Origin of the sequence: Buttiauxella cochleicola, assembly GCF_021282435.1 — a bacterium.
GTDB lineage: Bacteria > Pseudomonadota > Gammaproteobacteria > Enterobacterales > Enterobacteriaceae > Buttiauxella > Buttiauxella massiliensis.
In genome coordinates this window covers 60,097-75,664 of record NZ_JAJSOT010000011.1, presented here as the reverse complement: position 1 = coordinate 75,664, position 15,568 = coordinate 60,097, and the positions used below count along the sequence as shown (strand labels likewise).

Annotated in this window: 17 protein-coding genes; 7 read left to right on the top strand and 10 right to left on the bottom strand. The window is 50.7% G+C overall.

The window, feature by feature from the left end; genetic code table 11:
- Positions 1–43: 43 nt before the first annotated feature.
- Positions 44–811: a triose-phosphate isomerase gene (gene tpiA / locus LVQ77_RS20250; protein WP_064515060.1), complete on the top strand. Its 768-nt coding sequence runs from the start codon at positions 44–46 to the stop codon at positions 809–811.
- Between the two features lie 44 nt (positions 812–855).
- Here the strand turns inward: tpiA and LVQ77_RS20245 are convergent, their stop codons facing one another.
- From LVQ77_RS20245 to cpxP, 5 genes are all read right to left on the bottom strand, one after another.
- Complete coding sequence (locus tag LVQ77_RS20245) at positions 856–1,614, bottom strand: CDP-diacylglycerol diphosphatase (RefSeq protein WP_370645070.1); 759 nt, start codon at positions 1,612–1,614, stop codon at positions 856–858.
- 95 nt (positions 1,615–1,709) lie between these two features.
- Complete coding sequence (gene sbp, locus LVQ77_RS20240; RefSeq protein WP_232905348.1) at positions 1,710–2,699, bottom strand: sulfate/thiosulfate ABC transporter substrate-binding protein Sbp; 990 nt, start codon at positions 2,697–2,699, stop codon at positions 1,710–1,712.
- Positions 2,700–2,851: 152 nt separating this feature from the next.
- Positions 2,852–3,814, bottom strand: coding sequence for a 6-phosphofructokinase (gene pfkA, locus LVQ77_RS20235; RefSeq protein WP_064515054.1), 963 nt, complete (start codon positions 3,812–3,814; stop codon positions 2,852–2,854).
- Positions 3,815–3,997: 183 nt separating this feature from the next.
- Positions 3,998–4,900, bottom strand: coding sequence for a CDF family cation-efflux transporter FieF (fieF, locus tag LVQ77_RS20230; protein ID WP_151995373.1), 903 nt, complete (start codon positions 4,898–4,900; stop codon positions 3,998–4,000).
- Positions 4,901–5,024: 124 nt separating this feature from the next.
- On the bottom strand, positions 5,025–5,537 hold the full coding sequence (gene cpxP / locus LVQ77_RS20225) for a cell-envelope stress modulator CpxP (RefSeq protein ID WP_232866010.1): 513 nt from the start codon (positions 5,535–5,537) through the stop codon (positions 5,025–5,027).
- 150 nt (positions 5,538–5,687) lie between these two features.
- Between cpxP and cpxR the strand changes: the two genes are divergently transcribed.
- The 3 genes from cpxR (at position 5,688) to trmL (ending at position 8,316) form a co-directional block, all read left to right on the top strand.
- A complete protein-coding gene (gene cpxR / locus LVQ77_RS20220; protein WP_034461436.1) occupies positions 5,688–6,386 on the top strand; it encodes an envelope stress response regulator transcription factor CpxR in 699 nt (232 codons plus the stop codon).
- On the top strand, positions 6,383–7,753 hold the full coding sequence (gene cpxA, locus LVQ77_RS20215) for an envelope stress sensor histidine kinase CpxA (protein ID WP_151995375.1): 1,371 nt from the start codon (positions 6,383–6,385) through the stop codon (positions 7,751–7,753). The genes cpxR and cpxA overlap by 4 nt, the downstream gene beginning before the upstream one ends.
- Before the next feature lie 89 nt (positions 7,754–7,842).
- A complete protein-coding gene (gene trmL / locus LVQ77_RS20210) occupies positions 7,843–8,316 on the top strand; it encodes a tRNA (uridine(34)/cytosine(34)/5-carboxymethylaminomethyluridine(34)-2'-O)-methyltransferase TrmL (protein ID WP_064515046.1) in 474 nt (157 codons plus the stop codon).
- On the opposite strand, the gene cysE is transcribed toward trmL, so the two are convergent.
- The 5 genes from cysE to LVQ77_RS20185 all read right to left on the bottom strand — a co-directional run bounded on the left by cysE (position 8,313) and on the right by LVQ77_RS20185 (position 11,490).
- Positions 8,313–9,134 (bottom strand): serine O-acetyltransferase, encoded by an 822-nt coding sequence (gene cysE, locus LVQ77_RS20205; protein WP_151995376.1) that lies wholly within the window; start codon positions 9,132–9,134, stop codon positions 8,313–8,315. The two genes, trmL and cysE, sit on opposite strands and share 4 nt — an antisense overlap.
- A gap of 94 nt (positions 9,135–9,228) precedes the next feature.
- Entirely contained in the window at positions 9,229–10,248 is a 1,020-nt protein-coding gene (gene gpsA, locus LVQ77_RS20200; RefSeq protein ID WP_232905347.1) for an NAD(P)H-dependent glycerol-3-phosphate dehydrogenase, read from the bottom strand.
- Entirely contained in the window at positions 10,248–10,721 is a 474-nt protein-coding gene (gene secB, locus LVQ77_RS20195; RefSeq protein ID WP_034461441.1) for a protein-export chaperone SecB, read from the bottom strand. Before secB ends, gpsA begins: the two co-directional genes overlap by 1 nt.
- A 61-nt stretch (positions 10,722–10,782) precedes the next feature.
- Positions 10,783–11,034, bottom strand: coding sequence for a glutaredoxin 3 (grxC, locus tag LVQ77_RS20190; RefSeq protein WP_064515041.1), 252 nt, complete (start codon positions 11,032–11,034; stop codon positions 10,783–10,785).
- A gap of 24 nt (positions 11,035–11,058) precedes the next feature.
- Positions 11,059–11,490, bottom strand: coding sequence for a rhodanese-like domain-containing protein (locus LVQ77_RS20185; RefSeq protein WP_134187649.1), 432 nt, complete (start codon positions 11,488–11,490; stop codon positions 11,059–11,061).
- Between the two features lie 245 nt (positions 11,491–11,735).
- Between LVQ77_RS20185 and gpmM the strand changes: the two genes are divergently transcribed.
- From gpmM to LVQ77_RS20170, 3 genes are read left to right on the top strand one after another with little or no spacing between them, the layout of a single operon-like run.
- The gene (gene gpmM / locus LVQ77_RS20180) at positions 11,736–13,283 is read left to right on the top strand and encodes a 2,3-bisphosphoglycerate-independent phosphoglycerate mutase (protein ID WP_232905346.1); all 1,548 of its coding nucleotides are present in this window, start codon (positions 11,736–11,738) and stop codon (positions 13,281–13,283) included.
- Positions 13,284–13,292: 9 nt separating this feature from the next.
- Positions 13,293–14,576: a murein hydrolase activator EnvC gene (gene envC / locus LVQ77_RS20175; RefSeq protein ID WP_232866007.1), complete on the top strand. Its 1,284-nt coding sequence runs from the start codon at positions 13,293–13,295 to the stop codon at positions 14,574–14,576.
- Between the two features lie 3 nt (positions 14,577–14,579).
- Positions 14,580–15,551: a divergent polysaccharide deacetylase family protein gene (locus tag LVQ77_RS20170; RefSeq protein ID WP_370639867.1), complete on the top strand. Its 972-nt coding sequence runs from the start codon at positions 14,580–14,582 to the stop codon at positions 15,549–15,551.
- Positions 15,552–15,568 lie beyond the last annotated feature (17 nt).

Below are 15,568 nucleotides of genomic sequence, written 5' to 3'. Positions count from 1 at the left end.
CGGCAGCGATTCTTTTATTAGTTTGACCTTGTGGAGAATTAAGATGCGACATCCTTTGGTGATGGGTAACTGGAAACTGAACGGCAGCAAGCACATGGTACACGAGCTGATTGCTGGCTTACGCAAAGAACTGGCTGGCGTTGCTGGCTGTGGCGTTGCTATCGCTCCTCCTACTATGTATCTGGATCTGGCTAAACATGCCGCTTCTGGCAGCCACATCATTCTTGGTGCTCAGAACGTTGACCTGAACCTGTCTGGCGCATTTACCGGTGAAGTTTCTGCTGAAATGCTGAAAGATGTTGGTGCTAAATACATCATCATCGGTCACTCAGAGCGTCGTACTTACCACGCAGAGTCTGACGAACTGATCGCTAAGAAATTCGCCATTCTGAAAGAAGTTGGCCTGATTCCGGTTCTTTGCATTGGCGAAACCGAAGCAGAAAACGAAGCGGGCAAAACTGAAGAAGTTTGTGCACGTCAGATTGACGCTGTTCTGAAAACTCAGGGCGCGGCTGCATTCGAAGGCGTGGTAATCGCTTACGAACCAGTATGGGCAATCGGTACGGGCAAATCAGCAACTCCAGCTCAGGCTCAGGCTGTTCACAAATTCATTCGTGACCACATCGCTAAAGCTGATGCTAAAGTCGCTGAACAAGTGATCATCCAGTACGGCGGTTCCGTAAACGACAAAAACGCAGCAGAGCTGTTTGCTCAGCCGGACATCGATGGTGCCCTGGTTGGCGGCGCATCTCTGAAAGCTGACGCTTTCGCCGTTATCGTTAAAGCTGCTGCAAAAGCGAAACAAGCGTAAGTATTCTCGCTTAGAAATATTAAGGCTCTGCTCCGGCAGGGCCTTTATTTTTTCAGCAATCCGCAATCGTGATCTTGTATTTGCTCCGCAGATGCGAGGTTCAAACGCAGTAAGTTCCGCTCTGTAGCCAAAATGACCCAATCCCCGTCAGCCAGTTTCGCCATCGCCAGACTGTAACGCCCCATATGTTCGCGAGCTTGGGGAACCTGGTTTGCCAGCATGATGAACGGGCCACGTTGCGAAAACTCCGCCGCACTCACTTTTCTGGCGATGTACTGGTTTCCCGCCAGTGATTCCGGAAACGCCTGCCATTGGTTGCTCAGCGTATTTGCATACTGATTCAACTGCCCACGCACATCTGCCCGCAGACAAGAAATATGAATATGAAGCTGGTTTTGAGTTCGCCCGCTTGTGGAATTAATCGTGAGCGAAATTACATCATCAGGCACATGCGACCCACGGCGAACACTCATCATTTCGCGCTGCTGCCACGCCAGCCAGAAGAAATTGGGGGTTTGCGCCTGCAATAGTTCAGGGCTTTCCATCCCTTTCATTTTCGCGGTAGGCATCAGCAAATATTGAAGCGGGCCATGAATATCTTTCAGCAACACGTATCCAGAAGTTAATTCCACTTTGGCGCAGGGTTCAGGGTTTTGGTTTTTTTGCTGATTGGGAACGCATTGCTGGCTGACGATACGCCAGAGCGCATCAGGGTGATGCAGATATTGCCGCAGACTAAACCAAGCGATAGCGGCAACAATCAACAGGAATATAGTGACAACTACCGTGCGTCGACACCGCAGCATTGAAACCTCAGGGGCTGGAGAGAGTTGCTCAGCGTAACGCAAACGGCGGGAACTCAAAAGCAAAACGGCCCCAAGCGGGGCCGTCTTTAAACTTAACGCTGACTAATCTGGTCGAAGGTTCCGCCATTCGAGAAGTGTTCTTTCTGCGCTTTTGTCCAGCCGCCAAACTCTTCATCAATGGTGTACAACTTCAGTTTAGGGAAGGCGTTTTCATATTTCTTCGCCACATCCGCATTACGTGGGCGGTAGTAATTCTTCGCTGCAATTTCCTGGCCTTCCGGCGAGTAGAGATACTTCAGGTAAGCTGCGGCAACTTCCTGAGTTCCTTTCTTCGCCACCACTTTATCCACTACGGAAACTGTCGGCTCAGCAAGAATAGACTCACTCGGAGTGACAATTTCAAACTTGTCTTTACCCAACTCTTTGGTTGCCAGCAGCGCTTCGTTTTCCCAGGCAATCAACACATCACCAATATTACGCTCAACGAAGGTATTGGTTGAACCACGCGCGCCAGAATCCAGCACTTCAACGTTCTTGTACAGTGCCTTCACGAAATCCTGCGCTTTGGCCTGGTCGTTGTTGTTGTGATGCAGGGCGTAACCCCACGCTGCCAGATAATTCCAGCGCGCACCGCCTGAGCTTTTCGGGTTCGGGGTAATAACTGAAACGCCCGGTTTAATCAGATCGTTCCAGTCATGAATTTGTTTCGGGTTACCTTTGCGTACCAGGAAAACGATGGTTGAAGTGTAAGGTGCGGAGTTATCCGGCAGGCGTTTGATCCAGTTTTTGTCGATACGGCCACGCTCGGCAATAGCATCCACATCGTAGGCCAGCGCCAAGGTTACGACATCAGCTTCAATACCATTGATTACCGATGTGGCTTGTTTACCGGAACCACCATGAGACTGGCGGATAACAACGTTATCGCCGGTTTGTTGTTTCCAGTGTGCACTGAACGCCTTGTTGTACTCGTCATAAAGTTCGCGAGTGGGATCGTATGAGACGTTAAGTAACTGAATATCTTTTGCCAGTACGCTGGTTGACGCCAACAGCAATGTAAGTCCAACTCCCCACTTATTCATCGTTCGCTCTCTTTAATCAGATTTGATGAAAGCAGCGTGCCAGATTTTTAACCATTCATTAAAGAATAAAAAAAGATTGGCTATAACTATCGAGCATATAACAAACGATAAAAAGCCGGGTTTCCCCGGCTTCAATTTTCACTGTTAGTGAATTAGTAGAGTTTCTTCGCGCAATCCAACCAGTCACCTTTGAACGGACGCTTCATACTTTCGATAGCGTCGATGATGTCGTGGTGAACCAGTTTCTCATTCTGAATGCCTACGCAACGGCCGCCGTGGCCTTGCAGCAGCAGTTCGATGGAGTAAGCGCCCATGCGGGAAGCCAGAATACGGTCGTAAGCAACCGGTGAACCGCCGCGCTGAATGTGGCCCAGAACGGTGGCGCGAGTTTCGCGTTTGGTTTCTGTCTCGATATATTGAGCCAGCTCGTCGATATCGCAGATGTGCTCGGTAATCGCCACGATAGCGTGTTTTTTACCTTTCGCGATGCCCGCTTTGATTTCTTCAACCAGGTCTTCGCGATTGAACTCAACTTCTGGCAGGACAACAAACTCACAACCACCCGCAATTGACGCAGCTAAGGTCAGGTCGCCACAGTAACGGCCCATCACTTCCACGATAGAAATACGCTGGTGTGAAGAAGAGGTGTCACGCAGACGGTCGATTGCTTCTACAACTGTTTCCAGCGCGGTGAAGAAACCGATAGTGTAATCGGTACCTTTAATGTCGTTATCAATGGTGCCTGGCAGACCAATGCATGGGAAGCCCATTTCGGTCAGGCGCATTGCACCCATATAGGAGCCATCACCACCGATAACAACCAGTGCATCGATACCGCGTTTTTTCAAATTCTCGATAGCCACTTCACGGATTTTCTCATCACGAAACTCCGGGAAACGAGCGGAACCCAGGAAGGTACCACCGCGGTTAATCATATCGGACACGCTATAACGGTCCAGATTCACCATGCGGTCTTCATACAGACCCAGATAGCCGTCATAAACACCTACGACTTCCAGACCTTCCGACAATGCTGCACGAACAACACCACGAATCGCGGCGTTCATACCCGGCGCATCACCGCCACTCGTCAACACACCAATTTTTTTGATCATGACTACCTCTGAACTTTTGAATGCAAATTAATCCTGTTGCCGGAAACGGCCTGCGGCATGCCGAGGCGTCGACTCTGCTACAAATAGTATAACAACCGCTTCTTGCTGAATTGATTCAGGTCAGGCCATATGCCGGTATCTTAACCACAAAACGTCGGTTCAGCCTGACCTTACAACGAAAAATTAAAGCTCAAAATGCCCTTGTTGCTGCGTCGGAACAACCGAGCAGGGGTCCTGGTGAATAATCACATCTGACCCAGGGAAGCGACGCAATATCGCTTGCTCCACTTGTTCGGCGATAACATGCGCCTGAACCAGTGGTAGATTGTCTTCCATTTCAATATGGACTTGAATAAAGCGAGTCGGCCCTGACTGCCGCGTACGTAAGTCATGCGCCCCTTTGACCCCTGGCCATGCATTGATGATATCAATAATTGCCTGACGTTCATCATCCGGTAAAGCACGGTCCAAAAGAGATTGTACGGCTTCATGCCCCATTCGAATCGCGTTATATAAAATATAGACGCCAATACCTAAAGCAAAGATCGAATCCGCACGGTGCCAGCCATACCAGGACAGCGCCAATGCAACGAGAATTGCTCCGTTCATCATAACATCAGACTGATAATGAAGCATATCTGCCCGAACGGCCTGACTTTGCGTCTTTCTCACAACCCAGCGCTGGAAGGTCACAAGTATTAACGTGCTGAATAATGCAATGACCGTGACTACGACGCCAACTAAAGGTTGTTTCATCTGTGACGGTTCAGCTAAATGTTGGATCCCCGTCAAAAAAAGGAATAACGCAGAACCTGAAATAAACATACTTTGCGCGAGTGCTGCCAGCGATTCCGCTTTGCCATGGCCAAAGGTATGCTCTTCATCCGCCGGTTGCAGTGAGTAACGTACGACAAGAAGGTTAGTCAGCGACGCAGCAATGTCCACCAGCGAATCCACCAATGCCGCCAGAATACTGACCGAACCGGTATACCACCAGGCGAAAATCTTGATCAAAAGTAACAATGATGCCATTACCGTTGCGGCGATTGCTGCACGGCTGACCAGTTTCCCATATTGTTGATTCATAGGGGCTCCAGCAAATGATTGCTGGCTAGTATAGCGGATTCATCTGAACCTTCAGGCAAAAAAAACCCGCCTGTTAAGGCGGGGAAGACAGGGATGGTGTCTATGGCAAGGAAAACAGGGTTTGTTACTGGTTACTATGCTTACTGCTACTACTCAGTGCCTGCATCGAAGACATCTGTTGCAGGTCCGCCAGTTCACGGAATTGATCCATGCGCTGTTGGTGTTTGTCATTTAAAACGGCCTGTTGCTCAGGGCTTAACAAGCGGTACATTTGGTTGCGTACTTTCGCCATTTCAACCTGGCGAGTCACTTGTTCTTGTGCCATTTTTTCAGCCTGGACACGCACTGCCGTTTCATCAAAATTGTCTGCGGTGACCAGATTATGCATGGTCTCCATTTCGCTTACATTCACGGGTGGGCTATCATGCCGTGCCCGTTGCATAAGATCGCGCATTTGTTGGCGCTGTTGTTCGGTAAGGTTTATCCCATCGAACATATGGCTCTGGAGGTGATTACGCTTTACTAAACCTTCACCGCCCTGGTACCAGTTATCGCTGGCCGGTAACTCTTTGGCTTGGCTCGCCAGGGTTATCAGAGTCAATGTAGAGGCCATGACGGCAGCGGTAACATTGCGCATCACTTGCTCCTGAAATCATCTGTGCTGCGATTCAACGAGATTCAGTCTACGATTCCCGCTGCAAACTAGCGTCAGGGGGTGTAAAACAACGTAAAGTCATAGATTAGCGCGCCTTGATGACGTAATTTCTGCCTCGGAGGTAATTTAACAATGAATAAAATTCTGCTAGTTGATGATGACCGAGAGCTTACTTCCCTGTTAAAGGAACTGCTCGACATGGAAGGTTTTAACGTAATTGTTGCCCACGACGGCGAACAAGCGTTGGAACTTCTTGATGACACCATTGACCTTTTATTGCTCGACGTGATGATGCCAAAGAAAAATGGCATTGATACTTTGAAAGAGTTGCGCCAGTCACACCAGACCCCAGTCATTATGCTAACAGCGCGAGGAAGTGAGCTGGATCGCGTTCTCGGCCTCGAGCTGGGTGCCGATGACTATCTGCCTAAACCATTCAACGATCGTGAGCTGGTGGCTCGTATACGCGCTATTTTGCGTCGTTCACACTGGAGTGAGCAGCAACAAAACAGTGACAGTGGCTCACCGACTGTCGAAGTTGACGGTTTAAGCCTTAACCCAGGCCGCCAGGAAGCCAGCTTTGATGGACAAGCGCTGGATTTGACCGGTACTGAATTCACCCTGCTCTATTTGCTGGCACAGCATCTGGGCCAGGTGGTTTCGCGCGAACATTTAAGCCAGGAAGTTCTGGGTAAACGCCTGACACCTTTCGACCGTGCAATCGACATGCATATTTCCAATTTGCGTCGTAAATTGCCGGATCGCAAAGATGGTCATCCGTGGTTTAAAACATTACGTGGCCGCGGCTACCTGATGGTGTCTGCTTCATGATAAGTAGCCTTACCGCGCGTATTTTTGCCATCTTCTGGTTGACGCTGGCCTTAGTGCTGATGCTAGTGCTGATGCTGCCGAAGCTGGATTCGCGTCAAATGACCGAATTGATGGAGAATGAGCAACGTCAAGGCATCATGATTGAACAGCATGTCGAAGCGGAACTTGAAAACGACCCACCAAACGACTTGATGTGGTGGCGTCGCTTGTTCCGGGCCATTGATAAATGGGCACCGCCGGGCCAGCGTTTGTTACTCGTGACCAGCGAAGGGCGAGTTATTGGCGCCCAGCGCAATGAAATGCAGATCATTCGTAACTTTATCGGCCAGTCTGATAACGCCGATCATCCGCAAAAGAAAAAATACGGCCGCGTAGAATTGGTGGGGCCATTCGCTGTACGTGATGGTGAGGATAACTACCAGCTCTACCTGATTCGCCCTGCAAGTAATTCCCAGTCTGATTTTATTAACCTGCTGTTTGATAGACCTTTACTGTTACTCATTGTCACGATGCTGGTCAGTTCACCGCTGCTGTTATGGCTGGCGTGGAGCCTGGCAAAACCGGCACGTAAGTTGAAAAACGCGGCGGATGAAGTGGCTCAGGGGAATTTGCGTCAGCATCCTGAACTTGAATCCGGGCCGCAAGAGTTTCTCGCCGCCGGAGCCAGTTTTAACCAGATGATTACCGCACTGGAAAGGATGATGACAAGCCAACAAAGGTTGTTGTCTGATATCTCTCACGAACTGCGTACCCCGTTAACCCGTTTGCAATTAGGCACAGCTTTGTTGCGCCGCAAAACGGGTGAAAGCAAGGAGCTGGAGCGCATCGAAACGGAAGCTCAGCGTCTTGATGGCATGATCAACGACTTGTTAGTGATGTCCCGCAACCAGCAGAAAAACGCGCTGGCGAGCGAGACGATGAAAGCCAATCAAATTTGGTCCGAAGTGCTGGATAACGCCGCCTTTGAAGCCGAACAGATGGGCAAATCGCTGGAAGTGACTTATCCGCCAGGCCCGTGGTTGATGTACGGTAACCCTAACGCACTGGAAAGCGCGTTAGAAAATATCGTCCGCAACGCATTACGTTATTCGCACACGAAAATTGCAGTCAACTTCTCCGTTGATAATAAAGGGATTACTGTCACGGTGGATGATGATGGCCCAGGCGTCAGCCCGGAAGATCGTGAACAAATATTCCGTCCGTTCTATCGCACAGACGAAGCGCGCGATCGCGAATCTGGTGGAACTGGGTTGGGGCTTGCGATTGTAGAAACTGCCGTTCAGCAACATCGTGGTTGGGTGAAAGCCGATGACAGCCCGTTGGGCGGATTGCGGTTAGTGCTTTGGCTGCCGCTGTATCATCGTTAATTTTTAGCCATAAAGAACAGGTCCTTCGGGGCCTGTTTTCCTTCCTGCCATAAATTGATATTCTGCGCGCCAGGTCTTATGGGGGCAGTATGCTAAATATCGTTTTGTTTGAACCAGAAATCCCACCCAATACCGGGAATATTATTCGTCTATGCGCCAATACCGGCTTCCGGTTGCATATCATCGAGCCGACAGGCTTTGGCTGGGACGATAAGCGTCTACGCCGCGCAGGGCTGGATTATCATGAGTTTGCAGCCGTTAATCGCCATCACAACTATGACGCATTTTTAGCGGCGGAAAACCCACAACGAATTTTTGCATTAACCACAAAGGGTACGCCTGCGCACAGCGCAGTAAGCTATCAGGATGGGGATTATTTGGTGTTTGGCCCGGAAACGCGCGGCCTGCCAGCAACGATTCTTGATGCTTTGCCTGCTGAGCAAAAAATCCGTATTCCGATGATGCCGGATAGCCGCAGCATGAATTTGTCGAACGCAGTATCGGTGGTGGTGTATGAAGCGTGGCGCCAGCTTGGGTATCCCGGCGCCGTTCTGAGAAGTTAGATTCCGTCGCCGTACTCGAAGCCGTTGTTGGCTCCGTTGAAATGCTGATCCATATCGATGGCAGGCATATCACTTTCAGGCTTGCCAACAATTCGCGCAGGAACGCCAGCCGCCGTAGTATGAGGCGGCACTGGTTGTAACACCACAGAACCCGCACCAATTTTCGCCCCGCGCCCAATTTCAATGTTGCCGAGGATTTTTGCCCCGGCACCAATCATCACGCCTTCACGAATTTTCGGGTGTCGATCACCGCTGGTTTTGCCGGTACCGCCCAGCGTTACCGACTGCAAAATAGACACGTCGTTTTCGACGATGGCCGTTTCACCGATCACAATGCCGGTGGCGTGATCGAGCATGATCCCACAGCCAATTTTCGCCGCTGGGTGAATATCTACCTGAAATGAAACCGAAACCTGATTTTGCAGGAATATCGCCAAAGCCCTGCGCCCCTCCTTCCACAGCCAATGGCCGATACGGTAGGACTGCAAAGCATGAAAACCTTTCAGGTATAACAGCGGGGTAGAATATTTATCGACTGCCGGGTCACGGGTGCGCACGGCCTGAATATCACAGGCAGCGGAGGCAATCATTTGTGGCTCTGCCGCATATGCTTCTTCGACAACTTCACGAATCGCAATGGCTGGCATAATTGGTGAGGCAAGTTTATTGGCGAGCATATAGCTCAGCGCACTGCCCAGGTTTTCGTGCTTGAGGAGAGTTGCGTGGTAAAAACTGGCCAACATCGGTTCACAATCGGCAAGCGCTCGCGCTTCGGCTTTAATGTTGCTCCACACCAGATCCAGTTCTTCAGACGACATTGCTCTCTCCAGACAGAAAAACAGCGCCCGGCACAAAGTACCGGAACGCTTCAGTTATTGCGGTTGTGTTGTTCCATCAAGTCGTAGCTATTTTTTAGCCTGAGTTCCGTTCATCCTTGCGCGTTCGACCCAGCAACGTCAATGCTGCCTCGCGCGCGTTTTTTCCGCAATATAATACCTGATAAATTTCCTCGGTTATTGGCATTTCAACGCCAAAACGCGCCGCCAACTCCCGCACTTCTTTGGTGTTGCGATAACCTTCAACCACCTGGCCGATTTTCTGCTGTGCCGAATCCACATCCGCACCCTGCCCCAGCGCCATGCCAAAGCGACGGTTACGTGACTGGTTATCGGTACACGTCAGGACCAAATCACCCAAACCAGCCATTCCCATAAATGTTTCCGGGTCGGCACCTAAAGCACTACCAAGACGTGTCATTTCCGCAAGACCGCGAGTGATTAGCGCCGTACGAGCATTCGCGCCGAAGCCAATACCGTCAGACATGCCCGCGCCAATCGCAATCACGTTCTTCACCGCACCGCCCAACTGCACGCCGATGAAATCCGGGTTGCTGTAGACACGGAAGCTTTTGCCGCAGTGCAGCAACTGCTGGAGATCCTGAGCGAAGGTTTCATCGGTTGCTGCCAGCGCAATTGCCGTTGGTAAACCCGCTGCCAGCTCTTTGGCAAACGTAGGGCCGGAGATCACCGCCAGAGGAATATCATCCCCTAACGCTTCACGCGCCACGTCTTGCAACAGACGTCCGGTTTCCGCTTCCAGACCTTTTGTTGCCCAGACGATACGCGCGTCTTTGCGCATCAGCGGTTTAATTTGACGCAGCACTTCGCCAAATACATGGCTCGGTACGACTACCAGAATATTACGGCTGGCCGCCAAAGCTTTCGCTAAGTCGCTTTCAAGGTGAAGAGTGTCAGGGAAAGGTACGTCAGGAAGAAACGCAGCATTACAGCGATCGGCCTGCAATACAGCAAGGTGTTTAGGGTCATGGCCCCACAGAACAACGTGGTGACCATTACGCGCCAGTGTGATGGCAAGAGCGGTGCCGTACGAGCCGGCACCGATCACAGTCATTGAAGCATTAAGGCTGTTCATCAGGCATCCTGATGGTTTTCAGCACCTTCGCCTTCGCCAGATTGCTGCTGCAGGTAGCTCATGAACAGCGCATCGAAGTTAACCGGTGCAAGGTTCAGCTGCGGGAAGGTGCCACGAGAAACCAGGCTAGTGATTGCTTCACGTGCATAAGGGAACAGAATGTTCGGGCAGTACGCACCCAGGCAATGGGCCATCTGCGGACCTTCGATCCCACCGATGGAGAAGATACCAGCCTGCTGAACTTCACACAGGAACGCAGTGTCTTCACCCAGTGTTGCGGTCACGGTTACACGCAACACAACTTCATAAACGTCGTCTGCCAGTTGGCTTGAAGCAGTATCGAGATCCAGCTTCACTTCAGGCTGCCAGTCTTTCTGGAATACGTGTGGTGCATTTGGTGCTTCGAAAGAGATGTCCTTGGTGTAGACACGCTGAATCTGGAAAGCCATTTCTGTGTTGTTTTGTTCTGACATTGTTAAACCCTTAAAAAATTAATACGTCCTTTAAACGGCAGTAAGCGACAAAGGAACTGCACTAGCGCAGCAGGGGATCGAGTCCACCACGAGCGTCGAGTGCATACAAGTCATCGCAACCACCAATGTGCTGTGCATCAATAAAAATCTGCGGCACTGTGGTGCGCCCACTGCGTTTAATCATCTCTTCACGCTTAACAGCATCGCCATCAATCGCTAATTCCTGAAACTTGACCCCTTTGCTTTGCAGCAGGTCTTTTGCACGGTGGCAAAATGGACAGGTTGCTTTAGTGTAGATTTCAATATTCGCCATGGTTTTACCTCAGTGTGCGTAGCATTATTTACCGCGAACTAATGGCAGGTTTTCCCCGCTCCAGCCAGCAATACCTTCTTTCAGCAAAGTCACCTTTTCAAAACCAGCTTTCGTCAATAACGCCGCTGATTCCTGAGAGGAAATACCATTACCACAAACGACGATCACAGGCTGCGCTTTATGTTTTTCCAGCTCACCGAAGTTGCCACTTTTAATATCAGTGGTCAGTACATTCAATGAGTTAGCGATATGACCTTTACGGTAATCATCACGCGAACGCACGTCGACAACAACGGCATCTTCTTTGTTGATAAGGCGTGTTGCTTCACCACGGGTGATGACCTTAACTTTAGAGGTTAAACCTTTAAAGGTCATGAAAAGTACGGCGGCCAGTAAGCCAACCCACGCCAGACTAAGTATGGGATGGCGACTAACGAATTGCATAATTTCTTGCATGGGGGGGTGTAACTCCCGACTAAGTAATATGAAAAAACCAGGTGAGGAGTATACATTTGCGTTGTGCCAAATACAGCCAGTCTGCGCCAGGTAATGTAGATTCTGCGGACTGTTACGAAAAAAATTACCGCAACGACGTAAAACCGATCACAATCCAGCCTCTTTCTTTGATCTTCTGCGGCTATTTACCCCGCAGCCTGTAGTAAAATTACGCAAATTTTGTCTTTGACTTAGAGGTTGTCGCAATGTCAGTTACTAAAAAACCTATGGTTCTGGTGATTCTGGATGGTTATGGTCACCGCGAAGAGCAGCAGGATAACGCTATTCTGAATGCTAAAACCCCGGTTATGGATAGCCTGTGGGCCCAGCGTCCGCATACTTTGATCAACGCATCTGGCCTGGAAGTCGGTCTGCCAGAAGGCCAAATGGGTAACTCCGAAGTTGGCCACGTAAACCTCGGCGCAGGCCGCATTGTTTACCAGGACTTGACTCGTCTGGATGTTGAAATTAAAGAACGTACTTTCTTTGCCAACCCAACGCTGACTGCAGCTGTAGACAAAGCCGTTGCCGCTGGCAAAGCGGTTCACATCATGGGCCTGGCATCAGCCGGTGGCGTTCACAGCCACGAAGAACATATTCTGGCGATGATTGAACTGGCAGCAGAACGAGGTGCTGAAGCAATCTACCTGCACGCATTCCTGGATGGTCGCGATACCCCGCCACGCAGCGCTGAATCCTCTCTGAAGAAGTTTGCCGACAAGTTTGCCGCGCTGGGCAAAGGCCGCGTTGCGTCCCTGATTGGCCGTTACTACGCTATGGACCGCGACAACCGTTGGGATCGCGTTGAACTGGCTTACGACCTGCTGACTCTGGCTCAAGGCGAATACCAGGCAGAAACCGCTGTTGCGGGTCTGGAAGCAGCTTACGCTCGCGATGAGAACGACGAATTCGTTAAACCGACTGTGATTCGTGCAGAAGGTGAAGCAGATGCAGCCATGAACGACGGCGATGCACTGATCTTCATGAACTTCCGTGCGGACCGTGCTCGTCAAATCACCCGTACTTTCGTTAATGCTGACTTCGACGGTTTCGTGCGTAAGAAAGTGGTTAACTTCGGCGATTTCGTGATGCTGACCGAATATGCAGCAGACATCAAAGCCGCTTGCGCTTATCCACCAGCTTCACTGACCAATACCTTTGGCGAGTGGATGGCGAAGCACGATAAAACTCAGTTGCGCATCTCCGAAACTGAAAAATATGCTCACGTTACCTTCTTCTATAACGGTGGCGTTGAAGAGCCATTCGCTGGCGAAGACCGCATTCTGATTAACTCTCCGAAAGTTGCGACTTATGACATGCAACCGGAAATGAGTTCCGCAGAACTGACCGAAAAACTGCTGGCAGCGATTAACAGCGGCAAGTACGACACCATCATTTGTAACTATCCAAATGGCGATATGGTGGGTCACACCGGTGTTTACGAAGCGGCGATTGCAGCCATTGAAGCGCTGGATAACTGTATCGCGCAGGTTGTTACTGCGGTTGAAAACGTCGGTGGGCAATTGCTGATCACCGCTGACCACGGTAACGCAGAGCAGATGGCTGACCCGGCAACTGGCCAGGCGCACACCGCGCACACCAGCCTGCCTGTTCCATTGATTTATGTGGGTGACCGTAGTGTGAAAGCGGTAGAAGGCGGCAAGCTTTCTGATATCGCACCAACTATGTTGAGCCTGATGGGTATGGAAATCCCGCAAGAGATGACTGGCAAGCCGCTGTTCATCGTGGAATAATCCCTCCCCATGAGGGGAAAGGCGATTTTTTCAATAACATGGGCCGTGAAAACGAAGCTGTTTTCAGTCAGGCCTATGATGTACGCCAGCGTGTTAAGCGCTGGCGTATTGTTATGCCCCATGATCAGCCACGCCGACGATCGCGCCGAGTTAAAATCTATCCAGCAGGATATTGCTACTCAAGAACGTGCGGTACGCCAGCAACAGCAACAACGCTCTACATTACTCGCTCAACTCCAGGCACAAGAAAAAGCTATCGCCGAGGCCAGCCGCAAACTGCGCGATACGCAAAACACGCTTGCCGAACTCAACCGCCAAATCGACACCATGAATGCTTCCCTCGCGAAACTGCAAAAGCAGCAGGCCTCGCAGGAACGCAATCTGGCCGCACAACTCGACGCTTCTTTCCGTCAGGGTCAACACACCGGCATTCAGCTGATTTTAAGCGGTGAAGAAAGCCAGCGCGGGCAACGCTTGCAGGCCTATTTTGGTTACCTGAACGCAGCGCGTCAGGAAACTATCGAGAACCTTAAGCAAACCAAAGCGGAAGTTGACGAGCAAAAAGCGAGTCTTGAGTCGAAGCAAACCGAACAACAGACATTGCTCTACGAACAGCAAGCCCAGCAAACCAGGCTGGAAAGTGCCCGTAACGAGCGCAAAAAGACGCTATCCACTCTCGAATCTTCTTTGCAGCAAGATCAGCAAAAGCTGAGCGAAATGCGCCAGAACCAATCCCGCTTGCAGGGGCAAATTGCCCGTGCAGAAGCCGCAGCTAAGGCTCGAGCAGAAAAAGAAGCTCGCGAAGCTGAACAGGTTCGCGATCGCCAAAAAGAAGCGAGCAGCAAAGGCAGTACTTACAAACCGACCGAAAGTGAACGCTCGCTGATTTCACGTACAGGTGGTTTGGGTGCCGCTCGTGGGCAAGCTTTCTGGCCGGTCCGCGGTTCAATCCTTCATCGTTATGGCGAACAGCTCCAGGGTGAACTACGTTGGAAAGGGATTGTTATCGCCGCCGGTGAAGGCACTGAAGTTAAAGCCATTGCCGATGGACGCGTAATTCTTGCCGACTGGTTGCAAGGTTACGGCCTCGTTGTCGTGGTTGAACACGGCAAAGGCGATATGAGTTTGTACGGTTACAACCAAAGCGCGTTGGTTAATGTTGGAACACAAGTTCGCGCCGGCCAGGCTATTGCTCTGGTGGGTAACAGTGGTGGTCAGGGCCGCCCGTCACTTTATTTCGAAATTCGCCGCCAGGGCCAGGCAGTCAATCCACAACCGTGGTTGGGAAGATAAGTTTTGCTTCAATTCCGTCGTGTGTTTTTCTCTCTCGTCAGCACACTCATGCTGACAACCCCTGTTTACGCCGGAAAGCTGGCAATCGTTATAGATGACTTCGGTTATCGCCCCGCGCAAGAAAATCAGGTTATCGCACTCCCCTCTAATATTTCCGTGGCTGTTTTACCCAACGCTCCTCACGCCCGCGAAATGGCGACCAAAGCACATAATGCCGGGCATGAAGTGCTAATCCATTTACCGATGGCTCCGCTCAGCAAACAGCCGCTGGAAAAAGATACTTTGCGCCCGGATATGAGCAGCGGTGAAATCGAACGCATTATTCGCGAAGCGGTTAATGATGTTCCATATGCTGTGGGGTTGAATAACCACATGGGTAGCGCGATGACATCCAGCCTGTTTGGCATGCAAAAAGTGATGCAGGCGCTGGGGCAATATAATCTCTATTTCCTCGACAGCATGACGATTGGCAATAGCCAGTCAATGCGGGCGGCAGCGGGAACTAACGTCAAGGTTATCAAACGCAAAGTCTTCCTCGACGATACGCAAAATGAAGCCGATATCCGTTTCCAGTTTAATCGTGCAGTAGAGTTAGCACGCCGAAATGGCTCTGCGATAGCCATCGGCCACCCGCATCCAACAACCGTGCGCGTATTGCAACAGATGGTGTACAACTTGCCTTCAGATATTACGTTGGTCCGCCCGAGCAGCTTGTTGAACGAACCGCAGGTTGATACCTCGAAACCAAACAATACTCGCCCTGTAGTGCCCGGCAAACCGACGGAGCAACCGCGTAATCCATTTAAAGGCATTAGTTTGTGCAAACCGAAACAACCTTTGCAACCTGTCTATGCCACCACGTTCTTTACTGTGTTGAGTGAAAGCATCAGCCAGAGCCAATTAATGCAATATATGCAGCATCAGTGGCAGGGCTGGGGAAAAAGCACATCCACAGTTGGAAATGTCGCGGGATAGTTATCACGGTTGATAGC

Bases quoted from the DNA above. Each gene is read 5' to 3' on its own strand.
- envC (WP_232866007.1), top strand. From the start codon at position 13,293: ATGAGGGGAAAGGCGATTTTTTCAATAACATGGGCCGTGAAAACGAAG.
- gpmM (WP_232905346.1), top strand. From the start codon at position 11,736: ATGTCAGTTACTAAAAAACCTATGGTTCTGGTGATTCTGGATGGTTAT.
- secB (WP_034461441.1), bottom strand. From the start codon at position 10,721: ATGTCAGAACAAAACAACACAGAAATGGCTTTCCAGATTCAGCGTGTC.
- grxC (WP_064515041.1), bottom strand. From the start codon at position 11,034: ATGGCGAATATTGAAATCTACACTAAAGCAACCTGTCCATTTTGCCAC.
- cpxA (WP_151995375.1), top strand. From the start codon at position 6,383: ATGATAAGTAGCCTTACCGCGCGTATTTTTGCCATCTTCTGGTTGACG.
- LVQ77_RS20185 (WP_134187649.1), bottom strand. From the start codon at position 11,490: ATGCAAGAAATTATGCAATTCGTTAGTCGCCATCCCATACTTAGTCTG.
- fieF (WP_151995373.1), bottom strand. From the start codon at position 4,900: ATGAATCAACAATATGGGAAACTGGTCAGCCGTGCAGCAATCGCCGCA.
- pfkA (WP_064515054.1), bottom strand. From the start codon at position 3,814: ATGATCAAAAAAATTGGTGTGTTGACGAGTGGCGGTGATGCGCCGGGT.
- gpsA (WP_232905347.1), bottom strand. From the start codon at position 10,248: ATGAACAGCCTTAATGCTTCAATGACTGTGATCGGTGCCGGCTCGTAC.
- cpxP (WP_232866010.1), bottom strand. From the start codon at position 5,537: ATGCGCAATGTTACCGCTGCCGTCATGGCCTCTACATTGACTCTGATA.
- cpxR (WP_034461436.1), top strand. From the start codon at position 5,688: ATGAATAAAATTCTGCTAGTTGATGATGACCGAGAGCTTACTTCCCTG.
- trmL (WP_064515046.1), top strand. From the start codon at position 7,843: ATGCTAAATATCGTTTTGTTTGAACCAGAAATCCCACCCAATACCGGG.
- tpiA (WP_064515060.1), top strand. From the start codon at position 44: ATGCGACATCCTTTGGTGATGGGTAACTGGAAACTGAACGGCAGCAAG.
- sbp (WP_232905348.1), bottom strand. From the start codon at position 2,699: ATGAATAAGTGGGGAGTTGGACTTACATTGCTGTTGGCGTCAACCAGC.
- cysE (WP_151995376.1), bottom strand. From the start codon at position 9,134: ATGTCGTCTGAAGAACTGGATCTGGTGTGGAGCAACATTAAAGCCGAA.